The organism is Shewanella frigidimarina NCIMB 400 (assembly GCF_000014705.1).
Lineage (GTDB): Bacteria > Pseudomonadota > Gammaproteobacteria > Enterobacterales > Shewanellaceae > Shewanella > Shewanella frigidimarina.
Genome location: NC_008345.1, coordinates 1,522,564 through 1,541,132, shown reverse-complemented (window position 1 = coordinate 1,541,132; position 18,569 = coordinate 1,522,564). Strand labels below are relative to the sequence as shown.

The window sequence follows — 18,569 nt, the reverse complement described above, 5'->3', positions numbered from 1 at the left end:
GTTTATCCTTAACTTACTACATGGTCGACAGAGAGATTTCGACTGACTTGTACTGACTTTTTATCATTTTTAGTCTTTCTCAACAATGCTTTAGCCTGCTCTAAAAGTATCCGATCATTGTCTTGACGTGCTACCTGCCAGTTTATGTTGGCCCAGTAAAGAGCTTTTTTGGGCTGTATATCAACATTTAAATAATATTTTGCCAGATCGAATGCATGTAAACTGTCTTGTCTTTGCTCACGCAGTTTAACTCTTTGGGCAAAACTCCATTGCCATTTAACAGTATTGCCAAGGGATTTTTCCGCTATCGCCAAGCGCAATAATAGTGCGTCGTCTTGAACAGCATTTCGACTAACAATACTGGAGAGAGTGTCGTACACCTGTTGATGTTGATTCAATGCCAACTCAATATCAGACCATAACGCTAACAAACTGACCGGAGCATTGTCCATATCTAATTGATTTAAATAACTCAATGCTTCTTCTGCCATACCTTGCTTAAATGCCATGTCAGCAAGAATTTGCACTATCCAACGTTTTTCTGGTTCATCATTAGGCTGATATAATTGATACAATCGAGCTAACTCTTGATAGCTTTCGACTAACTTGCCATTTTGACTCGCGACCTCCAATGCACAGGTAGAAATTAATAAAATATCGGCTTTACCTATTAGGGTTAAACACGCTTGCCTTGCACCAACAATATCGCCCTGTACCAGATGAATATTGGCTTTTAATAACCAACTATTTATCGCAGTCGGTTTTAATTCAATGGAGCGCTCTAACGCCTTTATCGCCCGATCAAATTGGTGTTGATGCTGTAATACTCGAGCATATAAATAATAGGTCTGCGCATCGGGGCTGGCATTGGCCATTTTGGCTTGTAACCAAGCTTTTGCACGACCATAGCGATAATCAGCTTCACCAGGATATTGTCCTTGTTCTATAAAATTACTGATGTCGTCTAAGCTCATTTGCTTATCGGTAGCATTAAACACTTTCCAGGTCGCAATAACTTCACTGGTATCTTTTGGCGTATATGGCGCCGCAATACTATTACCTACCATCAAAAAAAATACACTGGTAACCACCACAAGATTGATGTGAAATTGAATGTTAAGGTAAAACTTTAGGTACTTAATCATTGGTGTTAATCGCCCTGATATCACTTGCATAACGCCTCCTTGATGCCATCCTTGGCTATGAATATCGATCTAATTAGTCATTACCTCTCAGCTGAGATAATAATTAATAGGATGAATAAGATAGATATTTCGTCCTATTATAAACTTAAGCTAGCTAATAGAACTCGCGCTATTAATCTAGTAATAAGTCGTTGTAAAAATCAGCCGTTGATACATCATCTTCAACCACGCGGCCATTAATACGTATAGGTGCAGCTTGGCTTGGTTGTAAAAATGCCTGACGACTTAAGCTTGAAAACATCACTTGCTCAGCATCAATGGAAATGTTCACCATTGCCGCGACAGGGTCGTTTACCCCATCGGTCACAGCAACGGTAAAACTGTCCATGCCAGTCACTTCATTGACGGGAGTATAAGTAAACTCGCCGTTTGGCATTAAGCTAACCGTACCAAGCGTGGGTTCATTCATCACAGTAAACGTTAGTGCATCACCGTCTTTGTCGGTGGCTATCAATTGTTCTGTCACCGGCGTTTCAGTCACAGTGGAGAGCATTATACTGTTCACCATTGGCGCACTGTTTTTAACCATGGTCATCGCATCATCATCTGAGTTACAACCAGCTAAAAAACCGCCACTGAGCACACTGATTAATACCACTGGTTTAGCGAGATTATTAAGCGCTTGACGCGTCGCATATCGTAAAGAAGTATTCATTTTATGTTCCTTATTTTGAGCCCGAAAGCGGCGTCGCTAAGTAAGGGAAGTGATCCATCATCATGGTCGCGTCAACAGGGGCACCATCTGTAAATGGCACGTTACCAACGCTGGCATCATCACTGGTACAAAGGCCTAAATCAGTGTCTGTACCATTGACTGGGATGGGGTAACATAAACGTCCCATTACCACGCGCAGTGCAATATCAACCACATCATCACCAGGACGACGACCATTTGGGAAACCGGCTAAATCATCACCAGCAACACCAAAAGCGGACTGCATATCACGTGATTTTGCAGGAATACCGGTATTAAGACGCAACATTTCTGAAGGAGTCACCATTTCAAGTTGGTTAACACCAGCAAAACCAGTTAGAAATGCAGTAACAAGATCGGTACGAGGGAAGTTAGTTGGCGCTAACGTTTCAATGTTTGTTCCCAACGTTTGATTAACCGCGTCTTTGAATAGAATGTTAAGCAACTCTGGTAAACTCGGGTGTGTTACATAGTCAGCAAACTGAGTGTCATCTTTAGGATGTGAAGTCGAAAAGGTGTCTTTATCCTTTAAGCCAATCACTAACTCATTCACTAGCGGGTTACCCAGACGAGATACCTGAGTTAATGCACCGCCGTTGACTTCAGTTTTACCAACTTTGGCATTTGGATTTAAAATACGCGCTTGCGGTAAACTGGCGGTAGTCCATGCACCAATGGTGCCGTTGCCTTGAGTGGTTAAACAAGACTTTGGCACTTCAATTGAAATAGCTGTGACATTTTTATCCATCAAATCATCATTATCAACAGATTGAGTGATGCCACCTGGAAATCCACCTTGGTCGCCAGCGCCCGGTGCACTATCACCTTCTACAGGCACATAGTTGACCAAATCAAAGGTTTTGCCTAAGTTAACCACGAAAGGGTCTTTACGTTGGCCAACAAACACTTTGCCAGGACTTGCACAACCATCGAGATTAAATTCGTAGATGAATTGACCCGCATAACTTGCATACGCGCTGCTATCACCGAAACTCTTATTACCAATGTAATCCAGCGGCTTATGGAACATCGCCCCTGAAGTATTGGTTAACGCTGTTGCGCTACCACTATTTTGTGGTCCTTTAACAAGTGTTAACTCATACGACTCGCTAAAGTTTGCCGCACTTTGATCCGCAGCAGTAATGCCACCAATATTTTTAAGCGGTACTGACACACTACGTTGATTGTCAGCAGGACCAACCGTTAACGCAATACCTTGATTATTATTGGCAAGTTCATTGGTAAAGTTAAATTGGAAGGTTAAATCTTCTATAGCATCACCATCATTATCGATATGAATGCTGTATACCGCAGCAGGATCCATCGCATAATAGTTAGGTCCGCCGTAGGCATCTTGCAGTGGAATATAGTTGGCGATAAGAGTGACGTAATCTTCACGTCCTGCTTCATAGCTATTAAAGGCGTAGAAGTCGGTAGAGTCTAATGTTGGAAAACGAGTGATATTGGGTGCTTCTCGGTGACTTGACGCAAATGCATTAGCGCCTAATAAAGTGCTGCATACGATACTGGCGATTAGGGATATTTTTAGTACTTTCATGACCATTTCCTTGTTATGTAGTAGAGTCATATCAGTAAACGGCTCAGGTTCCATTTTGGATGCAGGTTTTAGCAACTATTGTTGAAATAAATTAAATAAAAAATTAACACACTGAATTTAAATGATTTATAAATAAACTATTTTTACTAATTTAATGAAAATGTTAATTCCTGCATAATGAACAATCAATATGGTCCTTTCAATGCAACCCCTCTATACAATTTCCCGTTAACCGATGATTCATCGATAGCCAATGGATCCAATAGATAGTTGCAGCCATAAAAAAGCGGCCAATAGTCTCACTATTGGCCGCTTAAATGTCAGCGGGGTAACACATCAATGCTTTGAAGCATCACCTTATCATTAAGGCTTTATAAAATTGCTAGCTCTGCGGTATACAATACCTCTGTTGGTAAGTCATTTGGTGAGCCGTTCAAAGGCTCTAAACTCACCGCCAGAGCCACTATATCCATGTCATCAAATTGACTATTTTTCACCAATGTTAACTTGCCTGACTTAGGCAGTAAGCCTAATGAAATTGGATTTTCGACACCTTTAGCCACCATCCATAACTCATAGTCTTTATTCGCCAGTGGCTTTAGGTTACTGGTAGAGCGCACTTCAATCGTATTGGAGGTGACTTCAATCAGCCATAATGCTTTAGATTGTGCACTTTGCACTACCGCAACTTGCTGCGATGTAGCAACTGGTACAGGCTGATTATTCACAACTAAAACAGCCATAACAATGGCTGCTGCGCTTGCCATTGAAGCCAATCCCTTCCATAAACGGTTACGTGTTGCCATAGGCACCACATTTGAGGTTTCTGGCGATGGTGCTTGGGCCACATTATCAACAAACCCTAGCGACATACTGATTTGTTGCCAAACCCGTTCATCTGGGGTTATCGGCGTTAACAATTGATTCATGCCATGTAAATGTTGCTCCCATAACCAAGTGCTTTCACGCAGACTGGGAATTTGCATCATTAATTTTTGAAACCGACGTCTAGCTTGGCCACGCAATGTACCAAGCACATATTCTGCTGCTAATGCGTCTTTTAATTGAGGATCACGATAATTCATAACGATAAACACCTCTGTAATTGTTGTAAACCACGACGGATCCAACTCTTAATAGTGCCTAATGGTAAATCTAAGTGCCCCACAACTTCGTGATGCGATAAACCATTATAGTAAGCGAGATGAATTGCTTGTTTCTGCTGAGGCTCGAGTTCTCCCATGCACTGGTCGAGTTTATTTTTATGAACCTGAGGCCCGTCATCATTGATATGCTCTTCAAAAATGGCTTCTTGGCCATCTTCAAGTGGATCTTCCTTTCTGACCTTTTGATAACGCAACATGTCTAAGGCTCGGTAACGAACAATACTGATCATCCACGTGAGAACCGATCCTTTTCCGTGTTGATATTCTGTCGCGTTATGCCAAATTTTTACGTAGGCTTCTTGCAGTACCTCTTCGGCTAACTCACGTCGACCGAGCATTTTTAAACTAACCGCGAATAACTGGCCACTGGTAGATTGATATAAATCAGCAAACGCTTGTTTATCTCCATCTGCACTAGCACTTAATAAGTTAAGTAATGTGTCTTGATCCATAATCTGCCACGTTTCCCCATGATGGTTCGATATAGTTGATACAGGCTAATTGCGCATATATTGATAAAAAAGCCCCAATAGTGTTTATACGAACCAAAGCTAATATTGGATGCAAAATAAATAAAATAAAAAGCACCATCACTTATCAGCATGGTGCTTGGTAGAATCATATGAAGCTATATTTAACCTTGCAGTAAATACTCTTCAGCTTTCTCAATACTGCGCGGTTTACCCACCAGCATTAAAATATCGTTACGCCTTAATATCCACTCCGGTGGAGGGGGATCGATTTCCTCGCCTTTACGCCGCACAGCTCTAAGCTCAACATCCAAAGCTTGCCATGGAATGTCTGCAACGGTTTTCCCCACCGCACTAGCGCCTGAAGCTAGTGACACGGCATGGAGTAAATCTAAGGTGAAATCAGTTTCGGTGCCTGAAAAGAAACCGTGTAAATATTGGTAATGATTACGTCGTTCAGATTCCAAGCGTTTAATAATCCGCGCTAAGGGGACACCACATTTAAACAACACTTGCGACACCAACATTAAGCTGCCCTCAAGTGATTCAGGGATAACTTGAGTCGCCCCCGCTTCTTTAAGCTCATGTAAGTTGGCATCATCGCGAGTGCGCACCAATATTTTTACATCGGGAGCCAGTTTACGCGCCACTGCTAAACACTCTTCAGATTGCCTTGGTTCGCAAAATGTCACCACCACTAAGCTCGCTTGGCGAATGCCCATCTTCTTCAATAGCGCCATTCTGCAAGCATCACCAAAATGAATATTTTCGCCTGCGGCTCTCGCTTCTGTCACTCTGGTGGGGTCTAAATCAAGCACCATATAAGGCACAGCTTCTGTTTTCAAAAAGCGTGCAATCGTTTGCCCTACTCGGCCGTAACCTAAAATCAGTACCACATCACTTTCATCAGCATGAGGCAATACAATTTCAATCGGTTCATTTTTAGGTGGCAGCTTATTGCCGCTAACCTTTTTGGCAATATCAACACTGTGGCGAATAAGCCAAGGCGCCATTGACATAGAGATCACCGCTACGGCCACTAACACAGTGCTCACTTCGGTATCGAGTAATTGATAATTAACTGCTAATGCCAGTAACACAAAACTAAACTCACCGACTTGACCCAAACTGATTGCGGTACTGAGTGATACCTTAGTATTTTCACCCACAAGCTTGAGCAAACCGTGCACGATTAATATTTTGGTGAGTACCACCCCAGCCAAAATCAATAATACTTGCCACCAATATTGCATCACTAGATTGAAATCCAGCAGCATGCCGATGGAAATAAAAAACAAACCCATTAATAAATCACGAAATGGCCTGATGTCAGCCTCTAACTGGCGTCGATACTGGCTTTCGCCAAGCAACATCCCAGCAATAAATGCTCCTAATGCCATCGACAATCCAAGCCATTGGGTAAACGCGCCAGTCACCAAAGCCACCACTAAGGTCGACAGTACAAATAACTCATTTGAACGTGATCGTGCCACTTCGTCAAAAATACGTGGCAATATCCATTTACCAAATGACATTAACCCTAGAAATGCCAAAATACCGGTAAGTAATCCCCACGCGATACTGTTGAAGCTCATTTCAGCGCCGCCTTTCGCGAGTAGTGGCATTAAAATCAATAGCGGCACCACCGCTAGATCTTGAAATAACAACACACTGACCGACAGCTCGCCGTGCCTGCGCCTTAACCAGTTTTGTTCATTAAGCAGCTTCAACACAATGGCCGTTGACGACAACGCAATAGCCGAACCAATCACCACCGCTGCCACTAAGTTTTGCCCAACCAACATGGCTATACCGCCTGCCACAAAGGCCGTTACCAGCATTTGGGCGCTACCCAGACCAAAAACGGTTCGGCGCATTGCCCACAACCTTGGTACCGAAAACTCCAGTCCTAAGGTAAACATCAGTAGCACTACGCCTAACTCTGCCACTGATTGCATTTGTAATTGGGTAAACCAATGAAAACCGCTGGGGCCACTGACAACCCCGGTGAGTAAATAAGCTAGAATGGCCGGTAAGCCGAGTCGACGTAACAATGCAATCGCCACAATAGCAATCACAAGCATCAACAAAATATGGATAAAAATGCTGTGTTCCATTGTCGCTTTGGCTCCTTGTCAAAAAACTGTCAAAAGGGAAATAAAAGGGTTTGTTAGTACTACAGTAAAACAACAACCAATTAATAACTATAGAAAATTTTTCATAGGCACGATTATTGCTATTAATACGGTAATTAGTTGTAACGTACTGGAACCAATATAATGGATTTTTCAATAGCGACAGAATTATATCCTGAAGATTACTGGTACCGTTCAGACGCTTACTTGAATATGGAACCCGAACTGGACCTTATTCAAGTGATTCAACAACTACATGGAAGTTTAGATCCTCGGACAGTTTTTGCCTGCTTCGGCAAAATCCTAGGACAACATTTGCCGATTAAAGGACTACAATTGAGCCTAGACAAACAAAAGTTTGTTTGGGGACGTCACTACGGTATTGAACTGCAACGTACTATTAACGATAACCAAGATACGTTTATCATAACCTATCAGTTGTCTGTACCACTTAGTTCGGCGCAAAAACACACTTTAGGGCAACTTGAAGGCATATTAATTCAACCGTTGAATAATGCGTTGAAGTATCAAAATATGTCTAATCAAGCCATGTTTGATGCACTAACCCAATTAGGTAATCGTTATTATTACCGCCAGGCAATCGACATCGCATTAGCGCGAGCTAATCGCCAACAAGGCCAAGTATCTTTGATTGTATTAGATTTAGATAAATTTAAACAACTTAACGATGCGCATGGCCATAAAGTAGGTGATTATGTATTAGTGGGCTTTGCCGCGTTAATTAATGAAGCCATTCGTAATACAGACCAAGCCTTTAGAATTGGCGGTGATGAGTTTGTGATCGTTACCCAAGGGGATGCCCAGGCCGCTGCAATAGTATGCCAACGTATCATTGATATGATGCCAAAACATTCAGAACTTACCGAATATAACATTCAGTGCAGTTTAGGCATTGCGGAGTCAAAACCGCAGCAACAAGCCGAAAATATATATGAGCGTGCCGATAAAGCCATGTATTCTGCGAAAGCTGCCGGACGCAACTGCTACCGAATTTGTGCTAATTAGCACAATCTTCTATCTATGTAGTACTAACAACTAATTAATAAAAAAGACCTTAACAGGTCTTTTTTATTGGTTGATTATTGCCTGGTAATTACATGCCGCGAAGCTGAATACGCCTTAAAAATTCAGTCATTATGCGGTCATACACTAAATCACCTAAAAACAAGTCCTCTACTCCATGATCAATACTCGGATTGTCGTTCACTTCAATCACATAAGCTTTACCATCGATTTCTTTTAAATCGACACCATACAAGCCTGCACCAATTAAATTAGATGCTTTAACCGCTGCATCGACAATATTTTGTGGCACCATCTTCAAATCGATACAGTCAAAATCACCACTACTGACGCGACCACTTTGATGATGTTGGTAAATCTGCCAATGACCGCGACTCATAAAGTAACGACAGGCATAAATAGGTTGGCGATTTAACACGCCGATACGCCAGTCATAATCGGTTGGCATAAACGCCTGCGCTAAAATTAACGCACTGTGCTCAAAGATTATCGCCGCTTGTTCGAGTAGGGTTTCACGGTCTTTTACTTTAACAACCCCGAGCGAAAATGCGCCGTCGGGTACTTTCAGTACAATTGGTAATCCTATGGTATCAATAACATTATCGGCCCAGTTTTTATCTGAGGCTTTAAAGATCAAACTTTTGGGTACGGGTACTTTATGTTTGTTTAATAGCTCGGTTAAAAACACCTTATTAGTACACTTCATAATGGATTCAGGATCATCCATTACCACTAGCCCAAGTTGCTCAGCCGCTTTAGCAAACCGATAAGTAAAGTTGCTGATATTAGTGGTTGAGCGAATAAACAAACCATCAAATTCACTTAACCGAGCCAGATCATGAGAACCAATTTGGACTAAATCCATGCCAATACGATTAGCCGACTTAGTAAATAACTTTAACGCGGCTTTATCTGATGGCGGCATTTTCTCATGCTCATCCACCAGCATGGCAATTTCGTAACGATAACGTTTCGACGGTTTCGGTAAACGCCATACTTTTTGTGAAAACACTTCAAGATACTTGGCAAATAAATCTTGTTCTGGCTCGGTTAAATCCTGAAACGCAGCCGGTTCAATGGTATTAACTTGCCATTTACCTGACATTTTTAACAAACTCACCTGTAATACAGGCACAGTAAAACGCTCAAATATTTTACGCGCAAGCTTGTCTAGCGACGGATTATCACAATAGCCAAAATACAGCTTCATGCTGATTTCATTCACCGACTCTGGCAACTTATCTAGGCCTGATTGCGGCAAACTAAAAAAGCGGTCCTGAGATAAATCATTAATGGTCATTACCCGAGGGATCACTCGATGCCCGCGAGCTTCCGCCATGAGCGAGCAATAATAACCTGTGCTTAAATAATCATAACTGCGACACAAGTTAATCACTTGCATGGCGCTTTGATCTGCAAATGCGCCCATTTCTAAATAATCATGAACCGTGACCATATGGTCACTGGGCAAATAGGGACGCCAATCATTAACATCGTCGGTGACAATTAAAAAATGAGCCATAAATATCTGTTGCCTCTTGTGCGGTTTAGCGCGTAAATTAAGCCACTATCATGTTTTGCCAACTCGAGCCGACTCATGCTTATTCGTCAAGCAACCCCCAGCGATTTACCGCAACTAAACCACATCGAAAACAATGCATTTAGTGGCGATAAAATCAGTTCTCGGCAGATGAAACGCTTTATCAATTCACCTCTGGACAGCTTATTAGTGGCCGAAATAGACGGCACACTTGCAGGCTATGCTCTGGTGCTGTTTCATCGTGGTACTCGGCTAGCCAGGTTGTACTCTATTGCCGTTGCAAGCGAATTTAGAGGCCGCAACATTGCCTTTGAACTGGTCACACAATGTGAGCACACGGTGGTCGAGCGTGGTTTCATTACATTACGCCTAGAAGTACGAAACGACAATATCGCCGCCAAAAATCTTTATTTAAAAATGGGTTATAAAGTCCTAAAGACCTTAGTGCATTATTATGATGACTTGGCCGATGGCGTGCGTATGCACAAACGCCTAGACCCACCAGGGCCAAGCAAAGTCATCAAGATGCCTTTGTATGTACAAACCACCCCATTTACCTGTGGCGCGGCCTGCTTAATGATGGCCATGAGTGCGGTAAAGCCGCAATATAATCCAAGTCGAGTTGATGAGCTGAGCATTTGGCGCGAAGCCACCACTATTTTTATGACCAGCGGCCACGGCGGTTGCAGTGTTCATGGCTTAGCCTTAGCAGCAATTAAGCGTGGCTTACAGATTGAAATGTACAGCCAATCAACCTCGGTTCCTTTTATTGATAGCGTTCGTGATAGTAATAAAAAAGCCGTCATCACGATTGTGCATGACGACTTTTGCCAACAATTGATTTCGCAAGGTATTGAGATCCACAATACCTCACCAAGTTTGGCTCAACTTCGTAATTGGATAGATTGTGGTTATGCCGTTTTGCTGATGATAAGTACTTATCGCTTTAATGGTGAGAAAGGCCCGCATTGGGTGGTGTTGAGCGGTTACAACGAGCAGTTTATGTTTATTCACGACCCATTTGTTGAAGCACAAAAGGATGCGATTAATGCGGCGTATGTACCAATTAGTCAGTCAGAGCTGGCGCAAGTGATGCAATATGGGAAGCAGAAACAGGTTTCTTGTTTAGTGGTTAAATCATCTTTGGCTTAAGATGATTAAGCTTTTTATGGCAAGCAGCCACTAACGTCGTGGCGCTTCACCCACACCCGATTTATCAAACTTCGTTTGAATTTAGATCGCAAGGTTCCACCCTGCACGGGCCAAAAGGGGATCAACAGCAATCCCCTCTTGGATCACCCCTGCCGTTCCGGCAACATTTTCGCTTTTTAACCAAACAACAGCAGCGAAAAAATTGCGACGGAAATTAATCCAGCTTCTGACCTCGTATTTAGCCATCTTCGGCCTTACTCGAAAATGCTAACGCTTCCGATGGGGCGTCCCTTCCCCTCGAAAGCTAGCTCGCCATCCTTGGCTAGCTCACGTCATTTTCTTCAACGGCCTCAAGTTCAGAGTTGAATCTATGCATTTTCATAAAAAACTAACTCGTTTTTGGACAGAAATGAGTTAGATCTTTAACTCAACATTCAATAATTCACATTAGGATAAGTATGGTGAATTTATACTAACGCCCTGTTAACAGGCAAAAAACAGTTGGTTAAAATTAGCGACGAAGGAGCAAAAACCAACTGTTTTTTGTCCTTGTTTAACAACTTGATACTCATTGAGCCCCCTCCCTAGCAAGCCGCATCAGCGGTATGCTTAAGGTGACTAAACCAACAGGAGAAAGCTCAATGAGATTTTATAATAACTCACATCCATACTACTGTGGTATCGATTTACATGCACGTTTACTTTATGTCTGTATCATTGATTCTAAAGGGGAAGTTGTAGCTCATAACAAGATAGGTGCCAGTAAAGATGACTTATTACTCATTCTAGAACCTTATATCGGCAATGTAATTGTCGGGGTTGAGTGCATGCATTGCTGGTATTGGGTGTCAGACTGGTGTGCTGAACTTGGGATTGATTTTATCTTAGGTCATGCGCTTTATATGAAGGCGATTCACGGTGGTAAAACCAAAAATGATAAAGTCGATTCCTTTAAAATTTCCACACTACTGCGTGGTGGTAACTTTCCAATAGCTTATGATTATCCAAGTGAAATGCGCGCAGCTCGTGATCTACTGCGCCGAAGAATGAAGATTGTCCGTCACGGGGCCATGCTCAAAGGTCATGTGGTTAACACCAACAGCCAATACAATTTACCTGCCACTGAACTTAACCTTAAAAACATCTCTGCAAGACAAAAACTTCGCGAGCAATATCAAGACATTATCGTCCAACGCAACATTGATTTAGACATGGCACTACTTGATTGTTATGCAAAGGAACTCGCACAGGTTGAATGGTTCATTGAAAAACAGGCCAAAAACCATAATCCCGTCTATTTAGAATTACTGAAAACAGTACCAGGTATTGGCAAGATTTTGTCACTGACAATCCTCTATGAAATCGGTGATATCAGCCGATTTGAATCAGTACAAAAGTTTGCTTCATACTCTCGATTGGTCAAATGCAAAGCAGAATCAGCGGGTAAAACCTATGGCACCAATGGCAATAAAATCGGTAATGCTCATTTGAAATGGGCATTCTCAGAAGCAGCGGTGCTGTACCTGCGAGGCAATGACAAAGCACGTAACTACCTTAATCGATTACAAAAACGAATGAGTAAAGCAAAGGCGTTGTCTGCACTGGCACATAAGCTTGGTCGCTGCGTCTATTTCATGCTGAAGAACAAAACGGTGTTTGATGAACAACGATTCTTAAAAGGATAAGTCGCGCAATAAGGTGAGCTGAACGTCTAACTAGATACTCTTAAAAAGAGAAGCGAGCATGACCGTGAATGATGTGGCTAATGAAGCAATGACTTCTCACCATCATCACTATGCCAAATGCTATTTAAGCTACATTGCCTTGATTAGACACCTTATTGGCGCGCATTGATAAATACAATCAACAAAGTCGTTTACACCCTAAATGAGCCTGAAACTAACTGTGCAAAAAGCACCTCTGACTTGAATAGTGCCATCTTAGGGTTAACCGATAAATGTCTAGTGCCCCTGATATTTCAACGGATTGAAAAGAGTCAGGCAGCGATAAGATCGCACTAAGAGAGCCTCTATATGTGTTTGCTGTAAACGATGATTTGACAGCTAAATGACAGACGAAGTAGATGAATTTGTTGATTGATTTTAATTTGACTGCAAAAGCAGTCAAATAAGTTAGGCTCGCCTATTGACTGGTGGAAGGCTCATATGTGTTAGGCTTCTTTTTTACTAGCTATAATCTTATTTAAAAAGTCTAGTTTATGTAAAACCTTAATCATTAATTCTGACGTGTTTTTTATACTAAATTCTAACCGCACATCCTTCATATGAGAAACTTCAGAGCCATTTTTGAATAATGAAATCTCTTTGATATTCATAGAGCTTAAAACCCCTTCAATATCGTTGTTTCTTTTAATACTAAATTTAAAATCACCAATTTCATTAGAAACATTAAAAACAGGGAACATATGATGATCATGTGTACTATGAATTACCACCCACTCACCATCTGGCATTTTATTATTTATAGGTGCTTTCCCCATTTCACCTACAGTAATTTGTGTTTTGACTTCAGCAAGGTCTGGGTTTTTATTAATTATTTCATTAGCATTACAAAATAAATCTTTAGAATTAGAATATAAAAATCTGGACGAATTACTCACTTGTAGTGAGTTTAAAAATTTAGATGTGGTTTTACCTAATGTTACGGGAACCCCTGTGTCGATTCCTTTTAGTATGCTTTGATATAATGTTTTAGTTCGACTTTCAGGTTGATATACTACGTAGGAATTCATTTTCTTTATAATGGTAGGACAATACAATGCGAAAGTTAGATTAGGTGAAATAGGAAAGTATACCTCAATACCATGACATGATAATCCAACCCCTCCATATGGGAATGTATTATGACGGGTAATTGGATTGTCTGAAATTATGAAATCTTCATTAGTATTGCTTCGAATGAGGAACCCTACCTTTCCGCTAATTGCCTCCATTTGAGATTTAAAATATTTATATGATGAAAGTGATGATTCTCTAACATCATTTTCCGTTGGTATTTCTAAATCTAAATCCCATTCTTTCTCTGAAAATTGTCGCATTAACTGTTCAGAAACAGACTTCATTGAAGTTCTATACATTTTCGTTCTTATTATTTGAACGACTACAACGCTAAGTAATTTTTCCTTGTCTAGAACTGTCAAGCAATGAGTGTTTCTATTGTCTATTATTTTTTCAACTAAACATGCTAGGTCATCATCGTTTTTTTGAAACAATGCTTCAAAGTTTAATCTTTCTCCATTTCGCACAACAGTATTAAAATGATTCTCACTACCTGCATCTATTATTGAGGAGGGATAGCTAACTTTTCTTTTTTTATCAAAAACAAATATTTTATTTTTATCGTATTTGAAATTTCTAAGTAGAGATTGAGGGACATAATGATGTTTTTTAGATTCTGTCATGATCACCTCCATTTGTAGATTGAACGCTGAGAAGCCTAACGTTTTAGTATTTGTGAGTTGCGCCGTTTACATGGCACAAATCGCTTGTTGGACTTGGCCGATGCCGAGTCCAGGTTAATTGGTACGCTTATGCTATAGGAATTTGCTTTTTTTGATGCTGGCTATGGGCTACAGAGCAGTTTAGAGTCAATTGATATCGAGTAGTAGATAAGTTTTTCATTGAAATTCCTTTTCATTGTATTTCTATCTTACATCTTTAAGCCCAACGATTTCAATGAGGATTATACGTCCAATTGAAGCGTCATTTGGCTCCGTGCAGCGGCTTCGTTCAACACCGCGTTAAGCGGACTAAAATGGTTGGTTGCAATGCGTAACGAAACAAACCTAACCAACTGTTTTAGTTAAACTTAAACACTTTTTTGTCAATAGATTTGATTCAACTTTGAACTTGAGCACGTTGAAGAAAATAGCGTGAGCATGACATGGATGTCAGGCTAGCTTTCGCGGTACAGGATGTACCATCGGAAGCGTTAGCATTTTCGAATAAGTCCGAAGCCGTCTACAAATGCCGATCAAAGTTAAATCTGACCCCATGGCGACCTTTTCGCAGCTGTTGTTTTGTAAATAGCGAAAATGTTGCGGGGCGGCTGGGAGTTCCAAGAGGGAACAGCCGTTGGTTTCCTCTTGGTCTGGTGTGGGTGAAGCGCCACGACGTTGGTGGCCGCAGGCCATATGTATCAGCCCATGTAGGGTGGAACCTTGCGATCTTAATTCAAACGAAGTTTGAAATAGTCTGGTGTGGGCGAAGCGCCACGACCTTTGTGGCCGTAGGCCATTTCAAATAAAAATACACTACGGTTATTTACCGTCCGTCGCTCGACGCTTTTTAAAGTCTGAATCTTCAATCCATTTTGGCCAGTCGTTGTTGTTGGCTAGCTTTTCAATGATGTCGCTGATTAAAGCTAGATCTTGCTCTACCCCGCCTAAATTCCAGCTGGCATCGTAATCGTCTGCGCCTTGATGGTACTTATGGGCAATGTAGTCTGGGTCGGTGTCGCCTAAGCTCATGAACATTAACCCGGGGACGCCTTGTTGTGCTAAAGCAAAATGGTCTGAACGGAACATTAAACCATTTTGTGGACGAGGATCAGCCTTTACGGTGCGGCCTTGTGCTTTGGCGGCATCATCTAAATAGGTTTCAAGTTCTGATACGCCTTGGCCATAACGCAGGATGTAATTAACACCTTTGCCTACATTCATGCCATCTATATTTAAAAACGATACCAGTTGTTTAGTCGGTACCGGAGGATTGGCAGCAAAGTATTGCGCGCCAATAAGGCCGGTTTCTTCGGCGGTAAATGCAGTAAACAGAATAGAGCGTTTAGGTGCTTTGTTTTGTGCTTTAAAATGACTAGCAAGTTGTAACACACCTGCCACGCCAGAGGCATTGTCGACAGCGCCGTTTAAAATTACTGTTTTACCGTCTTGCACGGTTTTACCTAAATGATCCCAATGGGCATGCATGACCAACCATTCGTCGGCTTGGCTGGTACCTGGTATCAGCCCTGCTACGTTATAGGATGTGGCTAATTCAATGGTATTTTTTACTGCTAAATTGGCTTTGAGTTTAAGTGCTATAGACTTAAAACCTGCTTTTGCTGCGGTGAGTTTTACTTTATCAAAGTCTAAGCCTGCTGCTTGAAACACTTTTTGCGCGGTTTGGTGTTGGATCCAGCCCATGACGCCAATGTGTGATTGGTTTTTGTGGTCATCAACTAAAGTGTATTTGGTATTAGTGTTGCTGTTTTCAACGACGTTCCAACCGTAGGCTGCGGGTGCGGTTTCATGGACAATAAACACCGCTTTGGCGCCCTGCCTTGCTGCTTCTTCATACTTATAAGTCCAACGGCCATAATAGGTCATGGCATTGCCTTTAAAGATGGCAGGATCTTGAGTCGCAAAGCCTGGGTCATTGACCAGCATAATCACGGTTTTGCCTTTAACGTCAATGTTGGCGTAATCATTCCATTGATATTCCGGCGCATTAATACCATAGCCAACAAACACTACATCGCTGTTATCTACACTCACTTGAGGCTGAACTTGTTCAGTACGTGCGGTGAAGTCAGTGCCGTTGTTAAACACTAAATCGCCCATACTCAGCTGCATTGTTTGATCAGCAGTAATTTTAGCCATTGGCACAGCTTGACGATAACTGTCACCAAAACCTGGAGCGAGTCCCATTGCTTTGTAGGCGTTTTCTAAATACTCAACCGTCAGTTTTTCACCATGAGATAACGGCCCACGGCCTTCAAATTCATCACTTGCTAAGGTTTGCACATCTTGACGATAGGTTTTTTGATCAAATTGAAATGGGGTAGCGTTTACGCTTGGCAGAAGCAACACACCAAACACGGCTAATAAACGAAAGGTATTCACAGACAACATCCTCTGTTGAGTATTAAGAAAATTTATTGTAACAGATGCTAGGGACGAGAGTGGACTTCGTCCTGCTAGAACGCTTAGCGGCAATAAAGGCCGAATTCAATAATATAGTCTGAAGCCATCAGCAGTACTACCGCTTTTATCGCATCTAGTCGCGAAGCGGCCTAGCACCTAGCGCTTTACTCGTTGTTATCGCTTGTTATCGCTTGTGATCGTCTTGACCGACGGTTACCGCTTGTTACTGTCTTGATCTACCGTAATCACTTTTCATCGGGTGTTCAAAAGCGGTATACAAATCCCTTGATCACCGGTTTGGGCAAGGTAGCGTTTGTCGACCCATAAACCAACGGCGGCCACTAAGGTGTCACCATAAAAAACTAACGGGATTTGTGGTCTTCGCCATGGCGGGATATTGCATTCTTGCCACAATTTCTTTAATTCGCGCGCTTTTTGCCGTTGTGATGTGGCAAATTGTGGCTGGCATTTAATTGAACCTGCAGCGCCAAAACGTATGCTCACAACGGTATTATTCGGTAAAGCAAGAAGCGGCGTATTGTCTGTGGCGATTTGCAGACCGATCTGGCATTGCTTGTGCCCAACTCGGCACACTGTTTGTTGCAGCTCGCCTTTAAGCAGTTGCTCAAATTGTTGTTGCACTGCACTTGCATCAATAGCGTCGAGCTCTTTATGGCTAACAACATAAGCGATACCAGCAAAGCGTTTAACCTGATAATCGCCCCACTGAATCGATATATTAGCGTCGTCTTTAGCCGCTAACAGTTGTGACAGGATCTGCTGTAATTGTGCTTGCGACGGTAAATTAACGCCACAATAAATTAAATAACCGCGAAACAGTAATGCTTGCCAAGCGGCACTCAATTGACCAAACCCGGTGAGTTTAAACCCGGTTGATTCGGTCATTAATGCATTTGTATCGCCTGGCACTATTAACCACTCGGGTAAGCGATGACTCACTTCGTCATCAATAACCTGTTGCTGCTCGGCACATAATGCGGCGCTACGCCCTGCGGTGGTCGCAATACTTGGCCAACGCTGTTTTAATCTTGGAATGATATCCAGGCGTAAAAAATTTCTATCAAAGCTGTCGTCCTGGTTACTTTCATCTTCGATATGGGATAGTTGTTTTTGCGCCGCAAATTGCTCTATTTGATCGCGGCTGATATCCAATAACGGTCTAACTAGCCAAGCTTGCTTGTAAGCTTGTATCGCCCCCATTGCCGCCAACCCTTTTGGGCCTTGACCACGTTTTAACGCGAGTAATAAGGTTTCAAGTTGATCATCTTGATGATGGGCGGTCAGTAAAATGTCACCGGGATTAAGATAACGGTCAAATGCTTGGTAACGAGCATCGCGGGCTTGCGCCTCTAGACTCTGCCGAGGGCCCTTTTCAACCTTAACTCGCTCAATCTGCACTGGCAGCTGATAATGATTGGCTCGAGTGATACAGTGCTGTACCCAAATGTCAGCATTGGCACTTAGCCCATGATGAACATGAATAAGCAGGCAAGCAATATGCGGATGTTTGTGTGCCAAGGCACTTAATCCACACGCGAGCACCTCTGAGTCAACGCCGCCACTGTAAGCCAGTACTAACTTAGGCGATGACTCACCTTTAACCACACTCATTTGATAAAGGGGTAATATCGCTTGTTCGAGCAAACTTAGCAGTTGTGGTGCACTTATTTGCTCTGTTAACGAAGACTTTTCAATCATGATGC

Annotated in this window: 14 protein-coding genes; 3 read left to right on the top strand and 11 right to left on the bottom strand. The window is 42.1% G+C overall.

All coding sequences use genetic code 11. The features are described 5' to 3' along the window. Nucleotides 1-8: 8 nt before the first annotated feature. From SFRI_RS06675 to SFRI_RS06650, 6 genes are all read right to left on the bottom strand, one after another. A complete protein-coding gene (locus SFRI_RS06675; protein ID WP_049763526.1) occupies nucleotides 9-1,175 on the bottom strand; it encodes a tetratricopeptide repeat protein in 1,167 nt (388 codons plus the stop codon). 142 nt (nucleotides 1,176-1,317) lie between these two features. After that, nucleotides 1,318-1,860 (bottom strand): Ig-like domain-containing protein, encoded by a 543-nt coding sequence (locus tag SFRI_RS06670; protein ID WP_011636771.1) that lies wholly within the window; start codon nucleotides 1,858-1,860, stop codon nucleotides 1,318-1,320. A gap of 10 nt (nucleotides 1,861-1,870) precedes the next feature. Further along, on the bottom strand, nucleotides 1,871-3,457 hold the full coding sequence (locus SFRI_RS06665) for a DUF4331 domain-containing protein (protein WP_011636770.1): 1,587 nt from the start codon (nucleotides 3,455-3,457) through the stop codon (nucleotides 1,871-1,873). 371 nt (nucleotides 3,458-3,828) lie between these two features. Continuing rightward, on the bottom strand, nucleotides 3,829-4,542 hold the full coding sequence (locus SFRI_RS06660) for an anti-sigma factor (protein WP_011636769.1): 714 nt from the start codon (nucleotides 4,540-4,542) through the stop codon (nucleotides 3,829-3,831). After that, on the bottom strand, nucleotides 4,539-5,075 hold the full coding sequence (locus SFRI_RS06655; protein ID WP_011636768.1) for a sigma-70 family RNA polymerase sigma factor: 537 nt from the start codon (nucleotides 5,073-5,075) through the stop codon (nucleotides 4,539-4,541). Before SFRI_RS06655 ends, SFRI_RS06660 begins: the two co-directional genes overlap by 4 nt. Nucleotides 5,076-5,257: 182 nt before the next feature. Continuing rightward, nucleotides 5,258-7,210 carry a monovalent cation:proton antiporter family protein gene (locus SFRI_RS06650; protein ID WP_011636767.1) on the bottom strand — a complete coding sequence of 651 codons (1,953 nt, stop codon included), beginning with the start codon at nucleotides 7,208-7,210 and terminating at the stop codon, nucleotides 5,258-5,260. 162 nt (nucleotides 7,211-7,372) lie between these two features. Here SFRI_RS06650 and dgcS point away from each other — a divergent pair, with 162 nt between their 5' ends. Continuing rightward, nucleotides 7,373-8,254, top strand: a complete 882-nt coding sequence (dgcS, locus tag SFRI_RS06645) for a diguanylate cyclase DgcS (RefSeq protein WP_011636766.1) — start codon at nucleotides 7,373-7,375, stop codon at nucleotides 8,252-8,254. Nucleotides 8,255-8,342: 88 nt separating this feature from the next. Here dgcS and SFRI_RS06640 read toward each other — a convergent pair whose 3' ends face one another. Then, a complete protein-coding gene (locus tag SFRI_RS06640) occupies nucleotides 8,343-9,794 on the bottom strand; it encodes a RimK family protein (RefSeq protein ID WP_011636765.1) in 1,452 nt (483 codons plus the stop codon). A 75-nt stretch (nucleotides 9,795-9,869) separates the two neighbouring features. Here SFRI_RS06640 and SFRI_RS06635 point away from each other — a divergent pair, with 75 nt between their 5' ends. Then, nucleotides 9,870-10,964, top strand: coding sequence for a GNAT family N-acetyltransferase/peptidase C39 family protein (locus tag SFRI_RS06635; protein ID WP_011636764.1), 1,095 nt, complete (start codon nucleotides 9,870-9,872; stop codon nucleotides 10,962-10,964). A gap of 81 nt (nucleotides 10,965-11,045) precedes the next feature. On the opposite strand, the gene SFRI_RS21650 is transcribed toward SFRI_RS06635, so the two are convergent. Beyond that, on the bottom strand, nucleotides 11,046-11,210 hold the full coding sequence (locus SFRI_RS21650) for a hypothetical protein (RefSeq protein ID WP_167526087.1): 165 nt from the start codon (nucleotides 11,208-11,210) through the stop codon (nucleotides 11,046-11,048). A 395-nt stretch (nucleotides 11,211-11,605) separates the two neighbouring features. Here SFRI_RS21650 and SFRI_RS06630 point away from each other — a divergent pair, with 395 nt between their 5' ends. Next, nucleotides 11,606-12,649 (top strand): IS110-like element ISShfr7 family transposase, encoded by a 1,044-nt coding sequence (locus SFRI_RS06630; RefSeq protein ID WP_011636763.1) that lies wholly within the window; start codon nucleotides 11,606-11,608, stop codon nucleotides 12,647-12,649. A gap of 485 nt (nucleotides 12,650-13,134) precedes the next feature. Here the strand turns inward: SFRI_RS06630 and SFRI_RS06625 are convergent, their stop codons facing one another. The 3 genes from SFRI_RS06625 to tilS all read right to left on the bottom strand — a co-directional run bounded on the left by SFRI_RS06625 (nucleotide 13,135) and on the right by tilS (nucleotide 18,564). Continuing rightward, complete coding sequence (locus SFRI_RS06625) at nucleotides 13,135-14,385, bottom strand: DUF4238 domain-containing protein (RefSeq protein WP_041412853.1); 1,251 nt, start codon at nucleotides 14,383-14,385, stop codon at nucleotides 13,135-13,137. Between the two features lie 858 nt (nucleotides 14,386-15,243). Further along, nucleotides 15,244-16,833 (bottom strand): M28 family metallopeptidase, encoded by a 1,590-nt coding sequence (locus SFRI_RS06620; protein ID WP_011636761.1) that lies wholly within the window; start codon nucleotides 16,831-16,833, stop codon nucleotides 15,244-15,246. 264 nt (nucleotides 16,834-17,097) lie between these two features. After that, a complete protein-coding gene (tilS, locus tag SFRI_RS06615) occupies nucleotides 17,098-18,564 on the bottom strand; it encodes a tRNA lysidine(34) synthetase TilS (RefSeq protein WP_011636760.1) in 1,467 nt (488 codons plus the stop codon). Between the last annotated feature and the right edge of the window lie 5 nt (nucleotides 18,565-18,569).

Coding starts and splice junctions, on each gene's coding strand:
- SFRI_RS06665 (WP_011636770.1), bottom strand. CDS start 3,457: ATGAAAGTACTAAAAATATCCCTAATCGCCAGTATCGTATGCAGCACT.
- SFRI_RS06640 (WP_011636765.1), bottom strand. CDS start 9,794: ATGGCTCATTTTTTAATTGTCACCGACGATGTTAATGATTGGCGTCCC.
- SFRI_RS06620 (WP_011636761.1), bottom strand. CDS start 16,833: ATGTTGTCTGTGAATACCTTTCGTTTATTAGCCGTGTTTGGTGTGTTG.
- SFRI_RS06630 (WP_011636763.1), top strand. CDS start 11,606: ATGAGATTTTATAATAACTCACATCCATACTACTGTGGTATCGATTTA.
- SFRI_RS06650 (WP_011636767.1), bottom strand. CDS start 7,210: ATGGAACACAGCATTTTTATCCATATTTTGTTGATGCTTGTGATTGCT.
- SFRI_RS06675 (WP_049763526.1), bottom strand. CDS start 1,175: ATGCAAGTGATATCAGGGCGATTAACACCAATGATTAAGTACCTAAAG.
- SFRI_RS06625 (WP_041412853.1), bottom strand. CDS start 14,385: ATGACAGAATCTAAAAAACATCATTATGTCCCTCAATCTCTACTTAGA.
- dgcS (WP_011636766.1), top strand. CDS start 7,373: ATGGATTTTTCAATAGCGACAGAATTATATCCTGAAGATTACTGGTAC.
- SFRI_RS06670 (WP_011636771.1), bottom strand. CDS start 1,860: ATGAATACTTCTTTACGATATGCGACGCGTCAAGCGCTTAATAATCTC.
- SFRI_RS21650 (WP_167526087.1), bottom strand. CDS start 11,210: ATGGCTAAATACGAGGTCAGAAGCTGGATTAATTTCCGTCGCAATTTT.
- tilS (WP_011636760.1), bottom strand. CDS start 18,564: ATGATTGAAAAGTCTTCGTTAACAGAGCAAATAAGTGCACCACAACTG.
- SFRI_RS06635 (WP_011636764.1), top strand. CDS start 9,870: ATGCTTATTCGTCAAGCAACCCCCAGCGATTTACCGCAACTAAACCAC.
- SFRI_RS06655 (WP_011636768.1), bottom strand. CDS start 5,075: ATGGATCAAGACACATTACTTAACTTATTAAGTGCTAGTGCAGATGGA.
- SFRI_RS06660 (WP_011636769.1), bottom strand. CDS start 4,542: ATGAATTATCGTGATCCTCAATTAAAAGACGCATTAGCAGCAGAATAT.